The 16,291-nt window shown below is 43.2% G+C and carries 15 protein-coding genes and 1 pseudogene; 8 read left to right on the forward strand and 8 right to left on the reverse strand.

All coding sequences use genetic code 11. The features are described from left to right. Positions 1 to 11 precede the first annotated feature (11 nt). A complete protein-coding gene (locus J5O05_RS12050; RefSeq protein ID WP_208842246.1) occupies positions 12 to 1,193 on the forward strand; it encodes a BaiN/RdsA family NAD(P)/FAD-dependent oxidoreductase in 1,182 nt (393 codons plus the stop codon). Positions 1,194 to 1,324: 131 nt separating this feature from the next. After that, entirely contained in the window at positions 1,325 to 2,269 is a 945-nt protein-coding gene (locus J5O05_RS12055) for a hypothetical protein (protein WP_208842247.1), read from the forward strand. A 259-nt stretch (positions 2,270 to 2,528) separates the two neighbouring features. Here J5O05_RS12055 and J5O05_RS12060 read toward each other — a convergent pair whose 3' ends face one another. Further along, on the reverse strand, positions 2,529 to 3,386 hold the full coding sequence (locus J5O05_RS12060; RefSeq protein WP_208842248.1) for a LysR family transcriptional regulator: 858 nt from the start codon (positions 3,384 to 3,386) through the stop codon (positions 2,529 to 2,531). Positions 3,387 to 3,481: 95 nt separating this feature from the next. On the opposite strand from J5O05_RS12060, the gene J5O05_RS12065 reads away from it, so the two are divergent. Further along, positions 3,482 to 4,519 (forward strand): YeiH family protein, encoded by a 1,038-nt coding sequence (locus J5O05_RS12065; protein ID WP_208842249.1) that lies wholly within the window; start codon positions 3,482 to 3,484, stop codon positions 4,517 to 4,519. A 246-nt stretch (positions 4,520 to 4,765) separates the two neighbouring features. Here J5O05_RS12065 and J5O05_RS12070 read toward each other — a convergent pair. Next, positions 4,766 to 5,027 (reverse strand): annotated as a pseudogene (locus tag J5O05_RS12070) (VF530 family protein). Between the two features lie 344 nt (positions 5,028 to 5,371). Between J5O05_RS12070 and J5O05_RS12075 the strand changes: the two are divergent. Genes J5O05_RS12075 through J5O05_RS12085 form a run of 3 tightly spaced genes read left to right on the forward strand, consistent with a single transcriptional unit; the run spans position 5,372 to position 7,512 of the window. After that, positions 5,372 to 5,776: a type 2 periplasmic-binding domain-containing protein gene (locus tag J5O05_RS12075; protein ID WP_208842250.1), complete on the forward strand. Its 405-nt coding sequence runs from the start codon at positions 5,372 to 5,374 to the stop codon at positions 5,774 to 5,776. A 12-nt stretch (positions 5,777 to 5,788) separates the two neighbouring features. After that, positions 5,789 to 7,039, forward strand: coding sequence for a hypothetical protein (locus tag J5O05_RS12080; RefSeq protein WP_208842251.1), 1,251 nt, complete (start codon positions 5,789 to 5,791; stop codon positions 7,037 to 7,039). 53 nt (positions 7,040 to 7,092) lie between these two features. Next, the gene (locus tag J5O05_RS12085; RefSeq protein WP_208842252.1) at positions 7,093 to 7,512 is read left to right on the forward strand and encodes a GNAT family N-acetyltransferase; all 420 of its coding nucleotides are present in this window, start codon (positions 7,093 to 7,095) and stop codon (positions 7,510 to 7,512) included. Between the two features lie 20 nt (positions 7,513 to 7,532). Here the strand turns inward: J5O05_RS12085 and J5O05_RS12090 are convergent, their stop codons facing one another. Beyond that, positions 7,533 to 8,054: an NADPH-dependent FMN reductase gene (locus J5O05_RS12090; protein ID WP_208842253.1), complete on the reverse strand. Its 522-nt coding sequence runs from the start codon at positions 8,052 to 8,054 to the stop codon at positions 7,533 to 7,535. 85 nt (positions 8,055 to 8,139) lie between these two features. On the opposite strand from J5O05_RS12090, the gene J5O05_RS12095 reads away from it, so the two are divergent. Further along, positions 8,140 to 9,036 carry a LysR family transcriptional regulator gene (locus J5O05_RS12095; protein ID WP_208842254.1) on the forward strand — a complete coding sequence of 299 codons (897 nt, stop codon included), beginning with the start codon at positions 8,140 to 8,142 and terminating at the stop codon, positions 9,034 to 9,036. 63 nt (positions 9,037 to 9,099) lie between these two features. Here J5O05_RS12095 and J5O05_RS12100 read toward each other — a convergent pair whose 3' ends face one another. Next, the gene (locus tag J5O05_RS12100; protein ID WP_208842255.1) at positions 9,100 to 11,337 is read right to left on the reverse strand and encodes a S46 family peptidase; all 2,238 of its coding nucleotides are present in this window, start codon (positions 11,335 to 11,337) and stop codon (positions 9,100 to 9,102) included. Between the two features lie 122 nt (positions 11,338 to 11,459). Between J5O05_RS12100 and tmpT the strand changes: the two genes are divergently transcribed. After that, the gene (tmpT, locus tag J5O05_RS12105; RefSeq protein ID WP_208842256.1) at positions 11,460 to 12,089 is read left to right on the forward strand and encodes a thiopurine S-methyltransferase; all 630 of its coding nucleotides are present in this window, start codon (positions 11,460 to 11,462) and stop codon (positions 12,087 to 12,089) included. Between the two features lie 31 nt (positions 12,090 to 12,120). On the opposite strand, the gene J5O05_RS12110 is transcribed toward tmpT, so the two are convergent. The 4 genes from J5O05_RS12110 to J5O05_RS12125 all read right to left on the reverse strand — a co-directional run bounded on the left by J5O05_RS12110 (position 12,121) and on the right by J5O05_RS12125 (position 16,277). Then, positions 12,121 to 13,575, reverse strand: a complete 1,455-nt coding sequence (locus tag J5O05_RS12110; protein ID WP_208842257.1) for a TrkH family potassium uptake protein — start codon at positions 13,573 to 13,575, stop codon at positions 12,121 to 12,123. Beyond that, complete coding sequence (locus tag J5O05_RS12115) at positions 13,575 to 14,279, reverse strand: response regulator (RefSeq protein ID WP_208842258.1); 705 nt, start codon at positions 14,277 to 14,279, stop codon at positions 13,575 to 13,577. Before J5O05_RS12115 ends, J5O05_RS12110 begins: the two co-directional genes overlap by 1 nt. Then, positions 14,276 to 15,313 (reverse strand): sensor histidine kinase, encoded by a 1,038-nt coding sequence (locus J5O05_RS12120; protein ID WP_208842259.1) that lies wholly within the window; start codon positions 15,311 to 15,313, stop codon positions 14,276 to 14,278. Before J5O05_RS12120 ends, J5O05_RS12115 begins: the two co-directional genes overlap by 4 nt. Positions 15,314 to 15,440: 127 nt before the next feature. Further along, positions 15,441 to 16,277: a LysR family transcriptional regulator ArgP gene (locus J5O05_RS12125; protein ID WP_208842260.1), complete on the reverse strand. Its 837-nt coding sequence runs from the start codon at positions 16,275 to 16,277 to the stop codon at positions 15,441 to 15,443. Positions 16,278 to 16,291 lie beyond the last annotated feature (14 nt).

Below are 16,291 nucleotides of genomic sequence, written 5' to 3' on the forward strand. Positions count from 1 at the left end.
AGGTCAATAAATTGAATTTTGATGTTGTGGTTCTTGGCGCAGGCGCCGCAGGATTAATGTGTGCAGCACAAGCTGGCTATCGTGGAAGACGTGTAGCGGTAGTGGATATGGGGAAGAAAGCAGGGCGTAAAATACTCATCAGTGGTGGTGGTCGTTGTAATTTCACTAACGAAAACGCTAGTCCTGCTAACTACTTGTGCCAAAATCCCCACTTCGTTAAAAGTTGCCTAAGTCGTTATACCCAGCATGATTTTATTGAATTGGTTGACCGACATGGACTTGCCTACCACCATAAAACGTTGGGTCAATTGTTTTGTGACAACAGCGCGCAAGACATCGTGGATATTTTGCTGACTGAATGTGAGTGGGCGGGCGTTGAATTGCTTTTGAGACGAGAAGTGCTGTCAGTAAGTAAAACTGACGAAGGTTACACGCTTAAAACGTCTGAAGGGGAAATCAGTTGTGCTTCTCTTGTGGTTGCGGCTGGTGGTCTAACGATGCCAAAGCTTGGGGCAACACCCATTGGCTATCAAATCGCCCAACAGTTTGGTTTAAAAGTACACCCCACAACAGCTGCTTTGGTCCCTCTCACACTTCATGACCATGATAAACAACGGTTTGAAGGATTGTCAGGGGTGAGTATCGACAGTCTCGTCAGCAGTGAATCGGGCGTGTCTTTCCGTGAAAATATTTTATTCACGCACAGAGGCTTATCGGGTCCGGCCATTTTGCAAATTTCCAGTTTTTGGCAAGCGGGACAGGCGGTCACCATCAATCTACTGCCCGATAATTCCATTGAAGCGTTGATAGCGACGTGGCGAGAGCAAAGCCCGCAAAAATCACTCAAAAATGCACTTGCGACGTTACTACCAAAGCGATTCGTGGAAATTCTGACAGAGCAACAGGAAATCCCCGACAAAGCGCTAAATCAACTCAATCATGCTGAGTTGGCGCAAATTGCCCAAACAATTCATCAGTGGCAAATTAAACCAAATGGTACAGAAGGCTATCGCACTGCAGAAGTGACGCTTGGTGGCGTCGATGTCGATGAGCTTTCGAGCAAAACCTTTGAAGCAAAAAAAGCCTCAGGACTCTATTTTATTGGTGAAGTCACCGACGTAACTGGTTGGTTAGGTGGGTATAATTTCCAATATGCATGGAGCAGTGGTTGGTGCTGCGGGCAGTATTGTTAACTGACTAGATAAAATTACAACGAATAAATTTGGAATTGTGCGAACAGTATTGGGACTTATAAATTTTACTAGTATTAGAAATTAACTTCATTCTGCATATTGGAAGTGCAATATAAAATAAGAGAAAGCCCATGAGTACATCGTTTATTTTTGTTTTAATGTTCACCTTAATAGCGTTGGTGCTATTGGGTTTCACGATTGTTGGAAATAACTTAAACGCAAAAGATATTGTGTTCTCATTTACAGCTCTATGTGCCGCATTTTTAATGTTTTTCTTGAATACTATTCTTGCATTGAAAGATGAAGTTAAAACAGAATCTATGACAGTAGAGCTATCTATTTATAATATGATTGCTGATATTCATTCATTGAGTCATAAAAAATCTTCATTTTTTGTTTTTCATAGAGAAGAAATATCAAAAGAAGTGAACCTAGATAAATATTTTAAATTAGGTTCCTTAAATGAAAAGAACATGAAAGATGAAAACTTTTTCTCATTTAGTATTGAGTCTAGAGAAGAGCTTAATTCAGCAATTAAAGATATATCTAAGTTTTTACACATAGGTATCATTGGTGAAATGTTATCTAAAAACCCTGATTGGGAAATTTTTAAAAATAAGAAAACTTTCAGAGGAAGTGAGAAGTATTCCTTTAATACCTCTGCTGAATATGCAGGTAAAAATACTTTCATAGCAAAAAACGAATTTGACAAAATATTGGATCTTACTTCATTTAAATTTGATGAAAATCATTCAATGACAGAAGGGTTAACTCTACCTCCAGATACTAAAGTGAAAGTAAAAGAGAATATTTTATTTATCGATAACCCTTTCGTTGAATTGCAGTTTTCTATTGATATCGATCATAACGTAAGCCATTTTCCACCTGAAAACACATTTAATATAATGGATGGTAACTTTAGCAATACATCCTATATGTCGGTCAATCTAATGATTGAATCTCGCTTCAAAAAGGAAAGGTTTGGCAGTAGAGAAATGGCAAGCTATAAAAAATGGGTTGAGCATATTACTAAAGATTTTAGAACTGCGTTTGAATTTAAAACACTAGAAAAATAACACTATCAACGGTGAATTACGAAGAAGCTTTGTTCGCTGCAATTTAATATATGGTATGTAGCCAGAGCGCTGTATAGCAGCATACAGCCAAAAATTCTGTTCGCGAGAATTATCTCTGGTCATAACGAACAAAATCGCGATAACATCCGCTCTTGTTGTTTTATTACTTCGCCCTTCAGCTTACATGCTGAAGGGCGAAGTAAAGTGTATTTAGTCAAAAAGTACGTTAGATGCTGATGGCAGCGCCATTCGCTCCAGTTTAACTAAATAAGATCATTTTGAATGCGGTTGCGGCAGCCGATAGTGGGCGCAGAGGAAGCTCTAGTAGGTATAACGAACGCGTGCTTGCATTCAATGTCGTGACTGGTTGAATACGACCGAGTTCTGCAAGTTCTTTACAAACAACATTAGGTAAATACGCCGCCCCCAAACCAAATGAAACCGCTTGAGCAATAGCCTCATTACTGCCAAGCTCAATGGTAGACTGAATTTGCCATTGCTGAGATTGAATAAACTGTTCTGTGACGTCGCGCGTACCCGAACCCTGTTCGCGAAGTAACCACGTACATTGTGTGGGAGAAAACGTCGTGTTGCTTTTAATCCACAGTCCCATGCTCTCTTCCTGCCACGTTGTGACCGTCAGCGTGTCACGCTCCGGTTTTCCTTCAACCAGCGCCAAATCGAATTGGCCATCTAGCATAGCCTCTTCAATGTCATGTGTATTATGCACCACCATATTGATGTGGATATTTGGATATTGTTGTTTAAATTTGGCGAGATAGGGGATCAACCAATACCCAGCAACGGTAGTGCTTGCCCCGAGTGTTAGCGTCCCTTTACCTAATTGCTTAAGGGCATCCATGTCTTTTAGTGCGGACTTCTCAATTGCGAATATGCCCCTGGCATGTTGATAAAGTAATTCACCACTTTCGGTTAGCACGATAGTGCCACTTCGATTCGTTCGGTCAATGAGTGTTGTCCCGAGCAAATGTTCCAGTTCTTTGACCGCTTTTGAAACTGCAGGCTGGCTTATGCACAATAGGGTGGCAGCTTTAGTGAAACTATTGTTTTGAACTACCTCAAAATACAGGCGCAGTAGATGTAGGTTTAATTGCATAACTAATAGTAATGGAATGATGAAATTAATGTATTGGAGTTATGTTGCGTCATTTTTTAAAGTGATTGCAAGTTTTAATTACCGCTGAGTTTCCCATGCCCAGGCTCCTCGACAAACTAGCTCAACCCACCCGTAATGAATTGGCCCTGTACAAGCTTAAAGGAGTCGTGATCGTGTTGGTGTTGGCACTTATCTCACAGTGGCTGGGGAGCACTAAACCCTTTACGTCGTTGGGACTTGGTTCTCTTACGTTAGGTATTGGGCTTGGTGCAATGATTGGTAATACACTCCTTCACACGCTATCCCCCCCTGTTTTGGACGGTGTGGATTTTGCCAAAGGCCCGCTACTGCGTTTGGGCGTGGTGCTCTTTGGATTGCGCCTTACGTTTTCGGATATTGCGGATGTCGGGGTCGTTGGCGTGGTCATCGATGTTGTGGTGGTCGTCAGTATTCTTTGTCTTGCGATGCTCATTGGGCGAAAAGCGCTGGGACTCGATGTGCAAACGTCGTTGTTGATAGGTGCGGGCAGTGCCATTTGCGGTGCAGCTGCTATTTTGGCAACGGAACCCGTTGTTAAAGGTGCGCCACATAAAGTGTCGGTAGCAATAGCGACGGTGGTAACATTTGGAACACTTAGTTTGTTTGCTTACCCCGCAATCTATCATGCACTGCCGTTAACGGACGCTCAATTCTCACTATTTGTCGGTGCAACCGTACACGAAGTTGCACAGGTGGTGGCTATTGGTTCTTCAATTAACGAACATGTTGCAGATATGGCGGTAGTCGAAAAAATGGTACGTGTTATGTTGCTGGCGCCCGTACTAATGGTGCTTTCAAGTATCGTAGGACGTAGCACTGGGGATGAAACGAAAAAAGTGGTCATTCCTTGGTTTGCTTTTGTGTTCATTGCGGTATGCGCGGTCAATTCTCTGGATTTTTTGTCCGATTTGCTTCGTTCGTGGTTGTTAATGGTTGATCAAATATTGCTGACGATGGCGATGGTGGCTTTGGGGCTGAGAACCAACCTTCGCGCTGTCTGCCAAGTCGGTAAAAAACCTTTTTTACTTGCCGCCGTGTTATATGGCGTTTTACTGTGTGGAGGACTCGTACTTGTACAGTTTGCCCATAGATAAGGCACATACATTGAGTCCGTGTCTATGATCAGTTATGACTGACCAAAATCGACGGTTCTATTTGCAATTGTAAACCACTATGAGCCAGCGTCGCGCCGACCGAAGCTCACCTCAGTTTGTTTACTCCAACATAATTGCGCATGACGTCGCGTTCGGTTCGTAACAATATTCACTGCGCTTCACTTAATATCATAAATTCCCTTTAACCTAGTTGAGCAATACTATCCCTGTTCTACGAGTGCTTAATCACCCTTTTTTAAGCGTCACATTATCCCAAATAGAGCTTGGTTTATTAGCGAATGTTTCAATGTAGAGAGCTTCAACTTTGTCACGAGTTCCATTGTGTTTTACGCAAAAATTTCAGTGATGATTTAATGGATGGATCGTTGTAAAAGCAGTTGAGGTTGATGCGCTCGTACAACCCAGACCATTGATAATGTTCGACCAAGGATGTCAGAATTTTTTCGAGTGTAAGACCATGCAATGGGTTGTTCGGTTGTTTATCCACTTGTGTACACCTGTTTGACCACAAAAAAGGGCGTTGTAAATAAAGTGCTATGTTAGCAAATGGGGTGGGATCACGACATAAAAAAAAGAGCCTCAAGAAGAGCTCTACAAATTGTTAAGTTACTATGTAAACAAATGGGGAGTATGTCAACGCGAGTACTATCTCAATACCATGTTTCGCTTGTATTACTCTTTTTTGAAACATTTAAGTCACTACTTTTGAAAGAGATAATTTGTTCCGATTTTGAATAGTTTGGGATGAGTTTATTAAATTTATTTTAAATTGGTGGTTTTTCCTTCGATTGAACTACGCTTATAAAGGTAATCAACATAAGGAGTAATTCCATGAAACGCTTACTCTTTGCCGCTACAATTTTATTTTCTGCAACTACGATTGCAGAAGTGGCAATTATAGTTCATCCATCCAATAGCAATACCTTCAGCGATTCTGACTTAAAAAATCTCTATCTTGGCAAGAAAAAAACCTTTCCTGACGGCTCTGAGGCCATTCCACTTAATTTAGAAGAAGGGGGCGATGGTAGAACGTACTTCAATCAAACTGCACTTGAAAAAAGCGATGCGCAGTTAAAAGCGTATTGGTCTAAATTGGTTTTTACGGGTAAAGGAACGCCACCAAAAGAAGTCACACAAGATGAAATGATGAAGTTGGTGTCTTCAAATCCGAGCACAATTGGCTATGTTGACGCATCTGCGGTAAGCGATGCGGTTAAAGTCATCAAGAAGTATTAGGAGAAACAACCAATGAAAACGAAGTTGAGTTTATTTTTCTGCGTATTACTTGGCTTTTTCACTGTCGCGGCAAAGGCCGAAATACAGTTTAGTGGTTATGGTTCAATTGTCGGCGGTAAGGTTATTAGTGGAGAAGAGGACCCCAGTGGCGAAATCGAATTCCCTGTCGACTTTTACGATTACGCTTTTTACACCGAAGACTTTAAATTAAAACCCGAAACCATGATAGCGCTGCAGGCCCGTATGGATGTAACGGATGGTTTGGTATTTACTGGGCAGCTTGTAGCCAAGGGTGCCGATGATTTTAAACCTGATATTGATTGGCTGTACCTCACTTACAATATTAATGACGATTGGTATGTCATGGCTGGGCGACGAAACTTACCGATGTATTACTTTTCTGAGTACATGGAAGTGGGCTACGCGTATCCATGGATCCGACCGCCAGCAAACTTATACTGGTGGGAGATCACTCAATTTAACGGTCTGACCGTTGCGCACCAAATGAATTGGAGTGATTGGACGGCAACCGTTAGTATGTTCGCAGGACGTGAAGAACGTGAGGACATTCGTTCACATGACTACTGGCGAAATCGCGGTGGGTACTATTTCCCTCCAGAAGGTACTTATATCTCAGGCACGGCAGACGTCACGTGGAGTGATATTTTGGGGGTAAATCTAAATGCATCTAATGATTGGATTGATCTTCGTTTTTCCTATTTCACGACACAATATGAAACGTTCGCGGATGTTTTCTTCCGCGACGAAATTGACACCGATGGTGACGGCATTCCAGATAAAGTGATTGAGCGTTCGCGAAACGAAGATGGTACGCCCATTCGTTCAGGCTCGTGGGACGTGACGAAGTTTGATCTCGAATTCTTAGGGTTGAGTGGTAGTTTTAATTTCGATTTCGCCACGCTTCTCTTTGATTACAACTTGGTAAAATACGACGACGCGTATTCCTTTGAATTTCCTACTTATCTAATCACAGCAATCTATAACCATGACACATGGCAGCCTTATATTGGCTACACAAAGGCGGCAGGTAAGATTAAAAAGGATTTTGATGGTTTTGGGACAGGAGACGCGGAAGAACATCGTATGATAACCGTTGGTATTCGGTACAACTTCCACCCAAATGCTTCACTGAAACTGCAATTGGATGATTTCAAAGATCAAGGCGACCGCTCTCCATGGTATGACTTTAGTTACCACAACGACGCAAAGTTGTTGAGTGTGGGCGTAGACTTTGTTTTCTAACTTGCTTGTTCAGGGAGTACAATTCAGGTACTCCCTTTTCTCAGTTTTATCCTATGAAAAAAGTTACTTTAGAACATCACAGCGATGAGGTTGCCTCCTTTCTAAGTCAGCAACTTATTGCCTTTAATCGTGCTCATTGGGACGTAACCGTCAAAGAAGCCATCTCAGCTACGTTACGCGATGAACAGGAGCAAATTATTGCCGGATTGTCAGGAATGACTTTTGGTAACTGGTTGCACATTGAACGACTCTGGGTGAGTGATCGTTTACGTGGACAGGGAATTGGCTCGGAATTACTCCAAGTTGTTGAAAATGAAGCTATTGCACGAGGATGTCGGTTTGCACTACTGGATACGCTCGAGTTTCAGGCAAAACCGTTTTATGAGCGACATGGTTATCATGTTGAGTGGGTTCAAACGCGATACCCACTCAATGGACAAAAATATTTCATGACGAAAACGTTAGTCCCCTAAACGAGCCTCTTTGCGTGGCGTTAAAGGCTACTAACCAGCGCGCTAAGCTCTTCTTTAATGGTCTCATTTCTTACTACGCCTTTTTCGACATCAAAGTTGTCGTAGAAACTTGGCAGTGAGTAAGACGCTTTGACGTCAGCGGCAAAGAAAGGTGCAGAACCAACGGCTTGGGCTAAAACGCTTTTTGCGCCACCTGGGCCTGGTGATGTCGATAACAAAACCATTTTCTTGTTTTGATATACTTTTTGGTTGATGCGTGATGCCCAATCAAAAATGTTTTTGTACGCTGCGGTATACGAGCCGTTGTGTTCAGCGAACGACACCACAATGACATCTGCTTCGCCAATTATATTGAAAAAGCGCTGGGCTTGTTCAGGGATCCCTGATTCAGTTTCGCGGTCTGAACTGTAAATTGGCATTTCAAAATCGTTTAGATCCACGACATTCACATTGGCATTCGGGATCAGCGACGCAACGTACGTTGCAAGTTGTTTGTTGATAGATTGACGACTACTGGATGCGGCAAAAGTTAATACGTTCATGGTGTTCTCCTCAAGTTGTTGGAATACAGTCTACATTGGTGTTTAATAGTTATTAATAGGGTAAAAGTTAACTCACTATTTCCATATGACTATTAATAATCTGTTTGAAGGTATTCCGGTTTTTGTTCAAGTTGTTAAAAGCCGAGGTTTTGGTGCTGCTGCCGAAGTGTTGGGCCATTCTAGTTCACACGTAAGTAAAACCATCAATAAGCTGGAAGGGCGTTTGGGCGTCAGATTGATGAACAGAACCACCCGTACTTTGGCATTGACGCCGGAAGGTGAAGCGTTTTATCAGCAATGCCTGTTGTTAATGCAAGATGCAGAAAACGCATTGAATCTAGTCAATCAAGAAGATCAAATGCCTAAAGGTGAGTTGAAAATAAGTTGTCCAATTGGTTTGGCACATTCACACCTTGAACCTATTCTCGCCAACTATTTACATAAGTACCCGAATGTCAGCTTAGAGTTAGATTTAAGTGATAAACACATCGACTTGATTGCAGAAGGTTATGATTTGGCCATTCGAGCGACCGCACAACTGCCGGAATCGAGCTTAATTTGTAAAAAGATATATGCCACGGAAATTATTACCGTAGCTTCAAAAGGCTATATAGAACGATTTGGACGGCCGTACCACCCGCGAGAATTGCCTCAGCATCACTGCATTTGTTACAGCAATTTAAAGACGCCTGGGCGATGGTTGTTTACGCATAAAAACGGTGAGATGTTTGATGTAACTGTGAAACAAAAAATTCGCTGTAACAACGGTCAGATGGAAACACAAATGGTGCGTTCGGGGCTTGGTATCTCTCGGCTCCCCAAATTTTATCTCAAAGAGGCGTTAGAAAAAGGCGAACTTGAAATTCTGTTTGAGGACTTTGAACGACCAGAAGTCTCAGTTTATGCGTTGTATCCTAGCCGTAAACATCTGTCGGCCAAAGTAAGACGCTTCATTGATATGTTAAGTGAAGAACTCACTTAAGCGCTATTTATAACACATACATAAAAACCAACCCTTTAAAAAAGGGTTGGTTTTTATCAGGAGTTATTTCGCGTCGTGAACGATGTCCATTTCACTCAATAAATTTTGTGCGCCATGAACGTGTTCCATTAGCCACAAGACATAACGGATGTCTACGTGAATAGCACGCGTGATCTCTGGATTGAAGTACCAATCCTTCGTGATTGATTCGTAAGTAGAGTCGAAGTTAAGACCCACTAACTCACCTTTACCATTCATAACCGCAGAGCCGGAATTACCGCCTGTTGTATCCGCACTTGATAAAAAGTTTACTGGAACGGAATTGAACTGTGTAGGCTTCGCCACTTCGCATCCGAAAATCTTACAAGCAAACGACTGTGCTGCTGGACGCTCTAATGTATTGTAGAAGTAACCCGCTGTTTTACCTTCTTGATACGCACTAACAATGTCCTCAGGCGCATTGAAAGGGAATGGACCTTTTTTCGCAATTAATCCGCGAACGGAAGTAAATGGGGTTTTGTACACGCCATCTTTTGCTTCATAGCCATCTACCGAACCGTACGTGATACGTAATGTGCTGTTGGCGTCAGGGTACACTGGCTTACCTTGCGATTTGTTATACGCAATGATGGCGTTCATGTATGCTGGACGAACAACAGACATGGCGCCTTCCAAATCTTTTTCCTGTTTTTCCAATTGCATGGAAGTGTCAAAAAGAGCGACGGCGACTTTGATAAACGGATCGTCACTGCTCTGGAATTCTTCCGGTGTTTTTTCCATCCACGCTAAACGACCTTCATTCGTCGTCAACGAGGTTTTACCGTACATTGGAGACAGTTTTGTAATCAGTGCCTCTTTTGATTGATTGGCTTCGAGCTCGAGCGCATTATCAAGCGCGGCGACACGCGTCTGTTCTGGTTGAGCTAGATATTCAGCTAACTGTTCCGCCCACATCGTTACGTCCATGGTTGGATGGAAACTTTTATCCATACGCGTTAAACGCGCCGCGAACATCTTTAAATCACGTTCTTGATAGCCAATTTTGCGTTCGCTATCTGGTTTTTGGTTTTCAACAGACAGACGATATAAACGCATTGCCGTTGTAAGGAGATCGCTGCTTCTTGCAAAAGCAAAATAGTAATTTTGGCGCGTAAAGGCATGTTCTTTTTCTAGCTGAACGCGTAACCCATCGATGGCAGTTTTGAAGTGTTGGTGTTCAGGGTTCGCCGCAATCCAAGCTAATAGCGCGTCTTCTTGAGCTTGTTTAATGGCATGAATATCGGTGACTTTAAAGCCATCTAACAGGCCTTGGAGTTTCTTCATGCGGTTGTTATAGCTCTTAACCCGAGAAGCGTATTTTACCTTGATGTCTGGGTTTTCAGCACTCAACGCATCAATGGTATTGATGATTTGTGTGTACGTTTTTACCATCGCTGGGTACTGCCAGTCTGCTGCAAACTGGATCTCATTTGCTAGGCGGTAACGGCTTGTGCGACCTGGATAGCCCGCGAGTAAAATGCCGTCACCCTTTTTTATACCATCCGCATTAATTTTTAAGAAGCTTTTTGGTTCGTAAGGTACGTTGTCTTCGGAATAAGGTGCAGGCTTACCGTCTTTTCCGACATAGGCGCGAATAAACGAGTAATCACCTGTGTGGCGTGGATATTCAAAATTGTCGATATCACCACCGTAGTTGCCTACGGATTCTGGTGGCGCGTACACTAAGCGGACGTCTTGGATCATCAACTGCTTAATTAAAAAATATTCCATACCATGGTGGAAGCTGACAACTGAGCAGCGGTAGTTTTCATCGGTTTCACATTCTTTGATAAGCGCTTTACGGTTTGCTTCAATCGCGTCAAAACGCGCTGCTCCCGTGAGTTCGGCGGCCAAATTGCCTGATACCTGTGCAGTCACATCGGTAACCGATTCAGTAATATAAAGACGCTCTTGAGGACCTGCTGGCAGTTCTTTGTCTAAACTTTTTGCTAAGAAGCCTTTCTCAATCAGATTATTGTCTTTGGTTGAATTGTTTTGGATCATGCCATACGCACAGTGGTGGTTGGTCACAACAAGCCCTTTCGGCGACACGAATGAGGCAGAGCAATAGCCTAGGCTGACGATGGCATTCATTGGATACTGATTTAAATCCGCCAACTGTTCACCCGAAATCTCAATGCCTTTTTCTGTTAGTTGTTTTTGGAGTTGAGGAAGTTGATGTGGTTGCCATTGCCCTTCATCGGCGAGAACGTGTTGACTAAAAATAGCCGCGACCGCTAAGCCTATCAGTGTATATTTCATACATTACCTTGTTTGAATTTATTCTTTTCGTTGATTATCCATACCTCAGTCGTCGGTACAACTAGATTCGATCAATCCCCAAAATCGGTGTATGGTTTGGACAGAAATGGTTGGAGGACGTGATGGAAGCGAATTTTTGGCATCAAAAGTGGGCAAAAGGCGAAATTGGTTTTCACGAAGGCGAAGTAAATCAATTGCTTGAAAAACATTTTAATGTACTAAATCTGCAGCCCTCTCAAACGGTGTTTGTTCCGTTGTGCGGAAAAACACGTGACATTGCTTGGTTATTGAAAAAACAACAGAATGTTGTGGGTGTTGAATTAAACGAAGAGGCAGTTCGCCAATTGTTCGACGAGCTGGGTGAAACACCCGAAGTGACTGCGGTTGGTGAACTCATTCGATTTAGTGCGCCACATGTAGTGGTGTACGTCGGGGATTTCTTCAAGTTGACCCGAGAACACGTGGGACACATTGATGTGGTCTATGATCGCGCCGCGCTGGTGGCATTACCTGATTCCATGCGAACGATTTACTGTGAACATCTGCTGCACGTAACACAACAAGCAAAGCAACTCCTTATCACGTTCGAATACGAACAATCGCGTTTTGCAGGACCGCCGTTTTCCATTTCTGCGCAGCTTGTGGAGCGTTATTATGCGAACGCGTTTGCGATACACCGCTTGGAGAGTAAACCGGTTAAGGGGGGGATCCGAGGATTCGACGCGTTAGAAACAGCATGGTCACTTCGTTAGGCGACCTGTAACTTGCGCAGTTCTACGTCAGCTAGCTGCGCCAGAACGTACGAGAGAAAAGCACAAAGACGGTAAAATACTCCAAGCGGCCGAGCAACATAGCCCCAGATAAGAACCAAGTGCCTAAGTCCGACACCGGCTCGAAATTGGCACCCACTTGACCAAAACCCGGACCCAACACGTTAACGCATGCGGCGACAGCGGAAAATGCACTCCAAAAATCCAAGCCAGTTGCCATCAACATCATCGTCAAAATTAAACTGGAAGCTGCAGCGAAAGACATGAACGCCATGACGGCGTAGCGAACATCTTCTGTGACCGCATTGCCTTGATATTTAATGGTAATAATCGCCCGAGGGTGGACCAATTGCTTGAGGTTCTTATTGATCACCTTCGCGGTAATAATATTGCGAATGATTTTATTGCCGCCCGCCGTTGACCCCGCACAGCCGCCCAAGTAACCCGCGAAAATGAGGAAAAATCCCGCGGCAACCGGCCAATCAGTAAAACCTGCCGCACCAAAGCCTGTACTGGTAATAAACGAAATAACGTGGAACGCTGAAAAGCTAAAGGATTCAAGTGAGGAACTGTAAACGTCTTTTTTCACCAAAAAGATAGCGAGTACAATGGATAAAAATAAGACAATCAATAAAAATATTTTGGTTTCTTCATCGCGAATATAGCCACGCAAATTTCGTTGATATACCACACGAAAATGCAGACCAAAATTGATAGCACCAATGAGCATAAAAACATTAGAAATCCAAAGCAGTAAATGGCTTTCGTAGTGCCACATGCTGGCATCGTGAGTTGAAAAACCGCCCGTAGAAACCGTAGTTAAACTATGGGCGATTGCATCGAAGGCGGTCATACCACCAAGGTAATACGCTATTGCGCAGGCAATGGTGATAACGATATACACACTCCATAAATAGTGTGCAGTGTGTGCGACACGCGGTGAAAGTTTGTCGTCTTTCATCGGGCCTGGGGTTTCTGCTTTTAAAAGCTTCATTCCCCCGACGTTAAGCATCGGCAAAATCGCGACAACGAAAATAACAATACCTAAACCGCCCATCCACTGAAGAAATTGCCTATACAATAAAAACGTTTGAGGCATTTCATCAAGGCCGGACAGTACCGTGGCACCCGTCGTAGTCAAGGCGCTAATGGATTCAAAAACCGCGTCGGTAAAACTGATTTCGGTGACTAACATGATAGGAAAGGCACCCAAAATGCCCGCGACCAACCAAGTTACACAAGCGTAAATTAACGCATCACGAAAGTTCGCTTTGGATAAATCAAGCCCTCGATAGTTATAGAAAATTAAGCCACCTATAATCAGCATAGATAACGATGGCATTAAAAATGCCCCAATCACGTCATCGACGAAAACCATCATTGAAAGCATCGCGAAGATAAATTGGACGACTCCCATCCATAAAATGGGCATCGCCAATAATCGTAGCGTGATTTTGGTGTGAAGCATTAAGCCTCGCTTTGTGGCGTCAACGCTTGGCAAACAAACCGATAGCCAATTCCCGGTTCGGTTTTAATAAATCGAGGTGCATCTGCATCGTCATCTAACTTTTTACGCAATTGCGTAATGAGCACACGCAAATAATGAGAGTCTTCAGTGTGGCTTTGACCCCAAATTTCGCTTAGTAACTGATTTTGAGTTAATAATTGATTCGGTGCTTGTGCTAAGCGGATCAACAAGGCGAATTCTTTTTTCGTCAAACTGGTTGTTACGCCATCAATTGTTACTTTTTGATCCTGTGTATCAATGCTGATCCCTTCAAAATGCAGCATAGACGGAGTCGGTTGGTAGTTAATATCTCGAAGCAGTACTTTAATGCGAGCGACAAGCTCTTTTACACCAAAAGGTTTGCTCAAGTAATCGTTCGCGCCACCTTCCAATAGCTTAATTTTCTGAGCCTCTTCATCGCGTGCTGTTAAGACTAGAACTGGAACACGGCTGCTTTGTCGAAGTTCACGAAGCACTTGATAACCATCTTGATCCGGCAGGCCCAAATCGAGAATGATGAGGTGCGGCTTCTCATCATTGAACATTTGCAGGCCCTCTTTGGCGGTAGTTGCTTCAACGCAAGTGAAGCCTTCCGCGTGCAAAGAAATTCGGATAAAGCTTCTAATTTTTGGTTCGTCATCAATGACTAATATTTTCTTGTTCATGCGTTACGCTCCATTGTAGGCAGCACGATTTGCATCGTACAGCCGCGTTGACTTTCTACTACCTGCAAGGTACCACCATGTGCTTCTACTATGCCTTTCGCAACGTTAAGACCAATCCCAGAGCCACCTTCCCCTGAATCACCAGAACGGGTGGTGTAAAACAGCTCAAAAACTTTTTGCTGTTTGTCTTTAGCTATCCCAGCGCCCAAATCGATGATATTAATTTCTGTCGATTTATCTGTGCTTTGTGCTTCAATCGTTACTTTACTGTCTTTCGGTGAATACTTTAAGGCATTATCGACCAAGTTATAGACGGCTTGCTCAAGTAAGCTGTCTTGGATCTCTACCGGCTTAAGTGCACCGAGTTTAGATAGTGCAATCCGGGGTGTATTGAGTCGTTGGGCAACTCGCTCTAGTATTGGCCAAACGGATTGAGGGCTGACCGTTAAGGAAATGGCCTTATGGCTCAATTTTGTCGCTTGTAAAAGGTTTTCTACGTAGTGGTGCAGTCGATGGCTTTCATCTAACGCATCGTCTATTAATTCGGCCTGTTGCTGTTTATCAATCTTATTTTGGTATTCTTTAAAGGTTGATAAGGAACCAATAATGGTCGCCAGTGGTGTGCGCAAATCGTGTGACACGCTCAGTAAGATACCGGAGCGGATTTCCGCTTGTTTGAGCGCTTCACTTTGTTCGCGATAATGGTCGGCAAATGCACTGGTGGTTAATGCAATCGTTAAGAAAATCAATGTGTTTAAGATGTCCTCAATATCCGCCATGTGCAGAGAATATAAAGGCTCTGTCGCGAAGTAGTTAAATACTAACGCGCAAATAATACTCGCAATCACCGCAGAAACGCGGTTTGCAGTGATTGAGACAATAATCACCGCCATTTGCAGAATAAGCAAGACACCCGTTTTAGGTAAAAATAGGGCTTCAAGGGAAATGGCCACAACAGAAAAAATCAGCACAATGCCTGCTGACATGGCGTAACTTTGCTTAGTACTGCGAGGCGCAAGTAGCGTTTCGAACATAAATAAATCGCTGATTTTTTTCTTATCTAACTACACTATAGCGACAATGTTAAAATCAACCGAGTCTAGACGCTGCTAAATTTTCGATAAAATTGGCAAATGGCGTCAATGCTCGCTGTTAGTTGGGTTAGGAAATCAGTAGTCGCCGCCCCGCATGCGTGATCGTTTCGATCACATGATTCAGTTCATCATTATTTAATTGCCAATGGTGCAGATAAAAAGGCACGGGCATGGTTTTCTCTGGGGCAAGGGAAATGAGTTCACCAGACGCTAAATAACGTGCAGCTTGCAATTCCGGGATCAACGCATAGCCTGCATCAGCCAACACCAGACGTTCAAACGATTCAACGGAAGGAAACGTATGATAGGGCACGTGTTCTTGGCTAATGTCGAAATATTTCTCCATAAAATCAAAGGTTAGATCGTCATCTCGGTCATAAATTGCAGTCGGAGCTACTTTGAGCGTTTGCTTGGTCACCCCTTTTTGGAAAAACTGTTCAATAAACGCGGGGCTGGCAACTAACAAATAAATCATCTTGCCTAAATATACAGACTTTGCACCTTGCAGCGGTGTAGGGTGTGTCGTAACAACGGCCTGAGTTAACCCTTGTTTCATCAAATTGATGGTTTGGTCTTGATCTGCTTTAACCAAATCGAAGGTGTAATGATACGTTTTTAGCAGCGGCTCAAGTGCTTGCCAAAACCACGTTGACAACGAATCCGCATTGACGCCAATCGTAAAGTTGATTGGTCCACTTTTATGTTCAAAGTTTAAATCTCGCTCAAGTTGGTTCTCAAGAAGCTCCAACTTTTGCACGTGTTGCAACACTTTGAAGCCAGCTTCAGTCAAGCGAAGAGGCGTTGTACGCACGATGAGCGTTTGCCCAACATACTCTTCTAAATGACGGATCCGTTGTGACACGGCTGACTGGGTAATGTGTAAATGACGCGCGACGAAGTTCAAAATTTTGTAGTTTC

This window comes from Pseudoalteromonas xiamenensis, from assembly GCF_017638925.1.
GTDB lineage: Bacteria > Pseudomonadota > Gammaproteobacteria > Enterobacterales > Alteromonadaceae > Pseudoalteromonas > Pseudoalteromonas xiamenensis.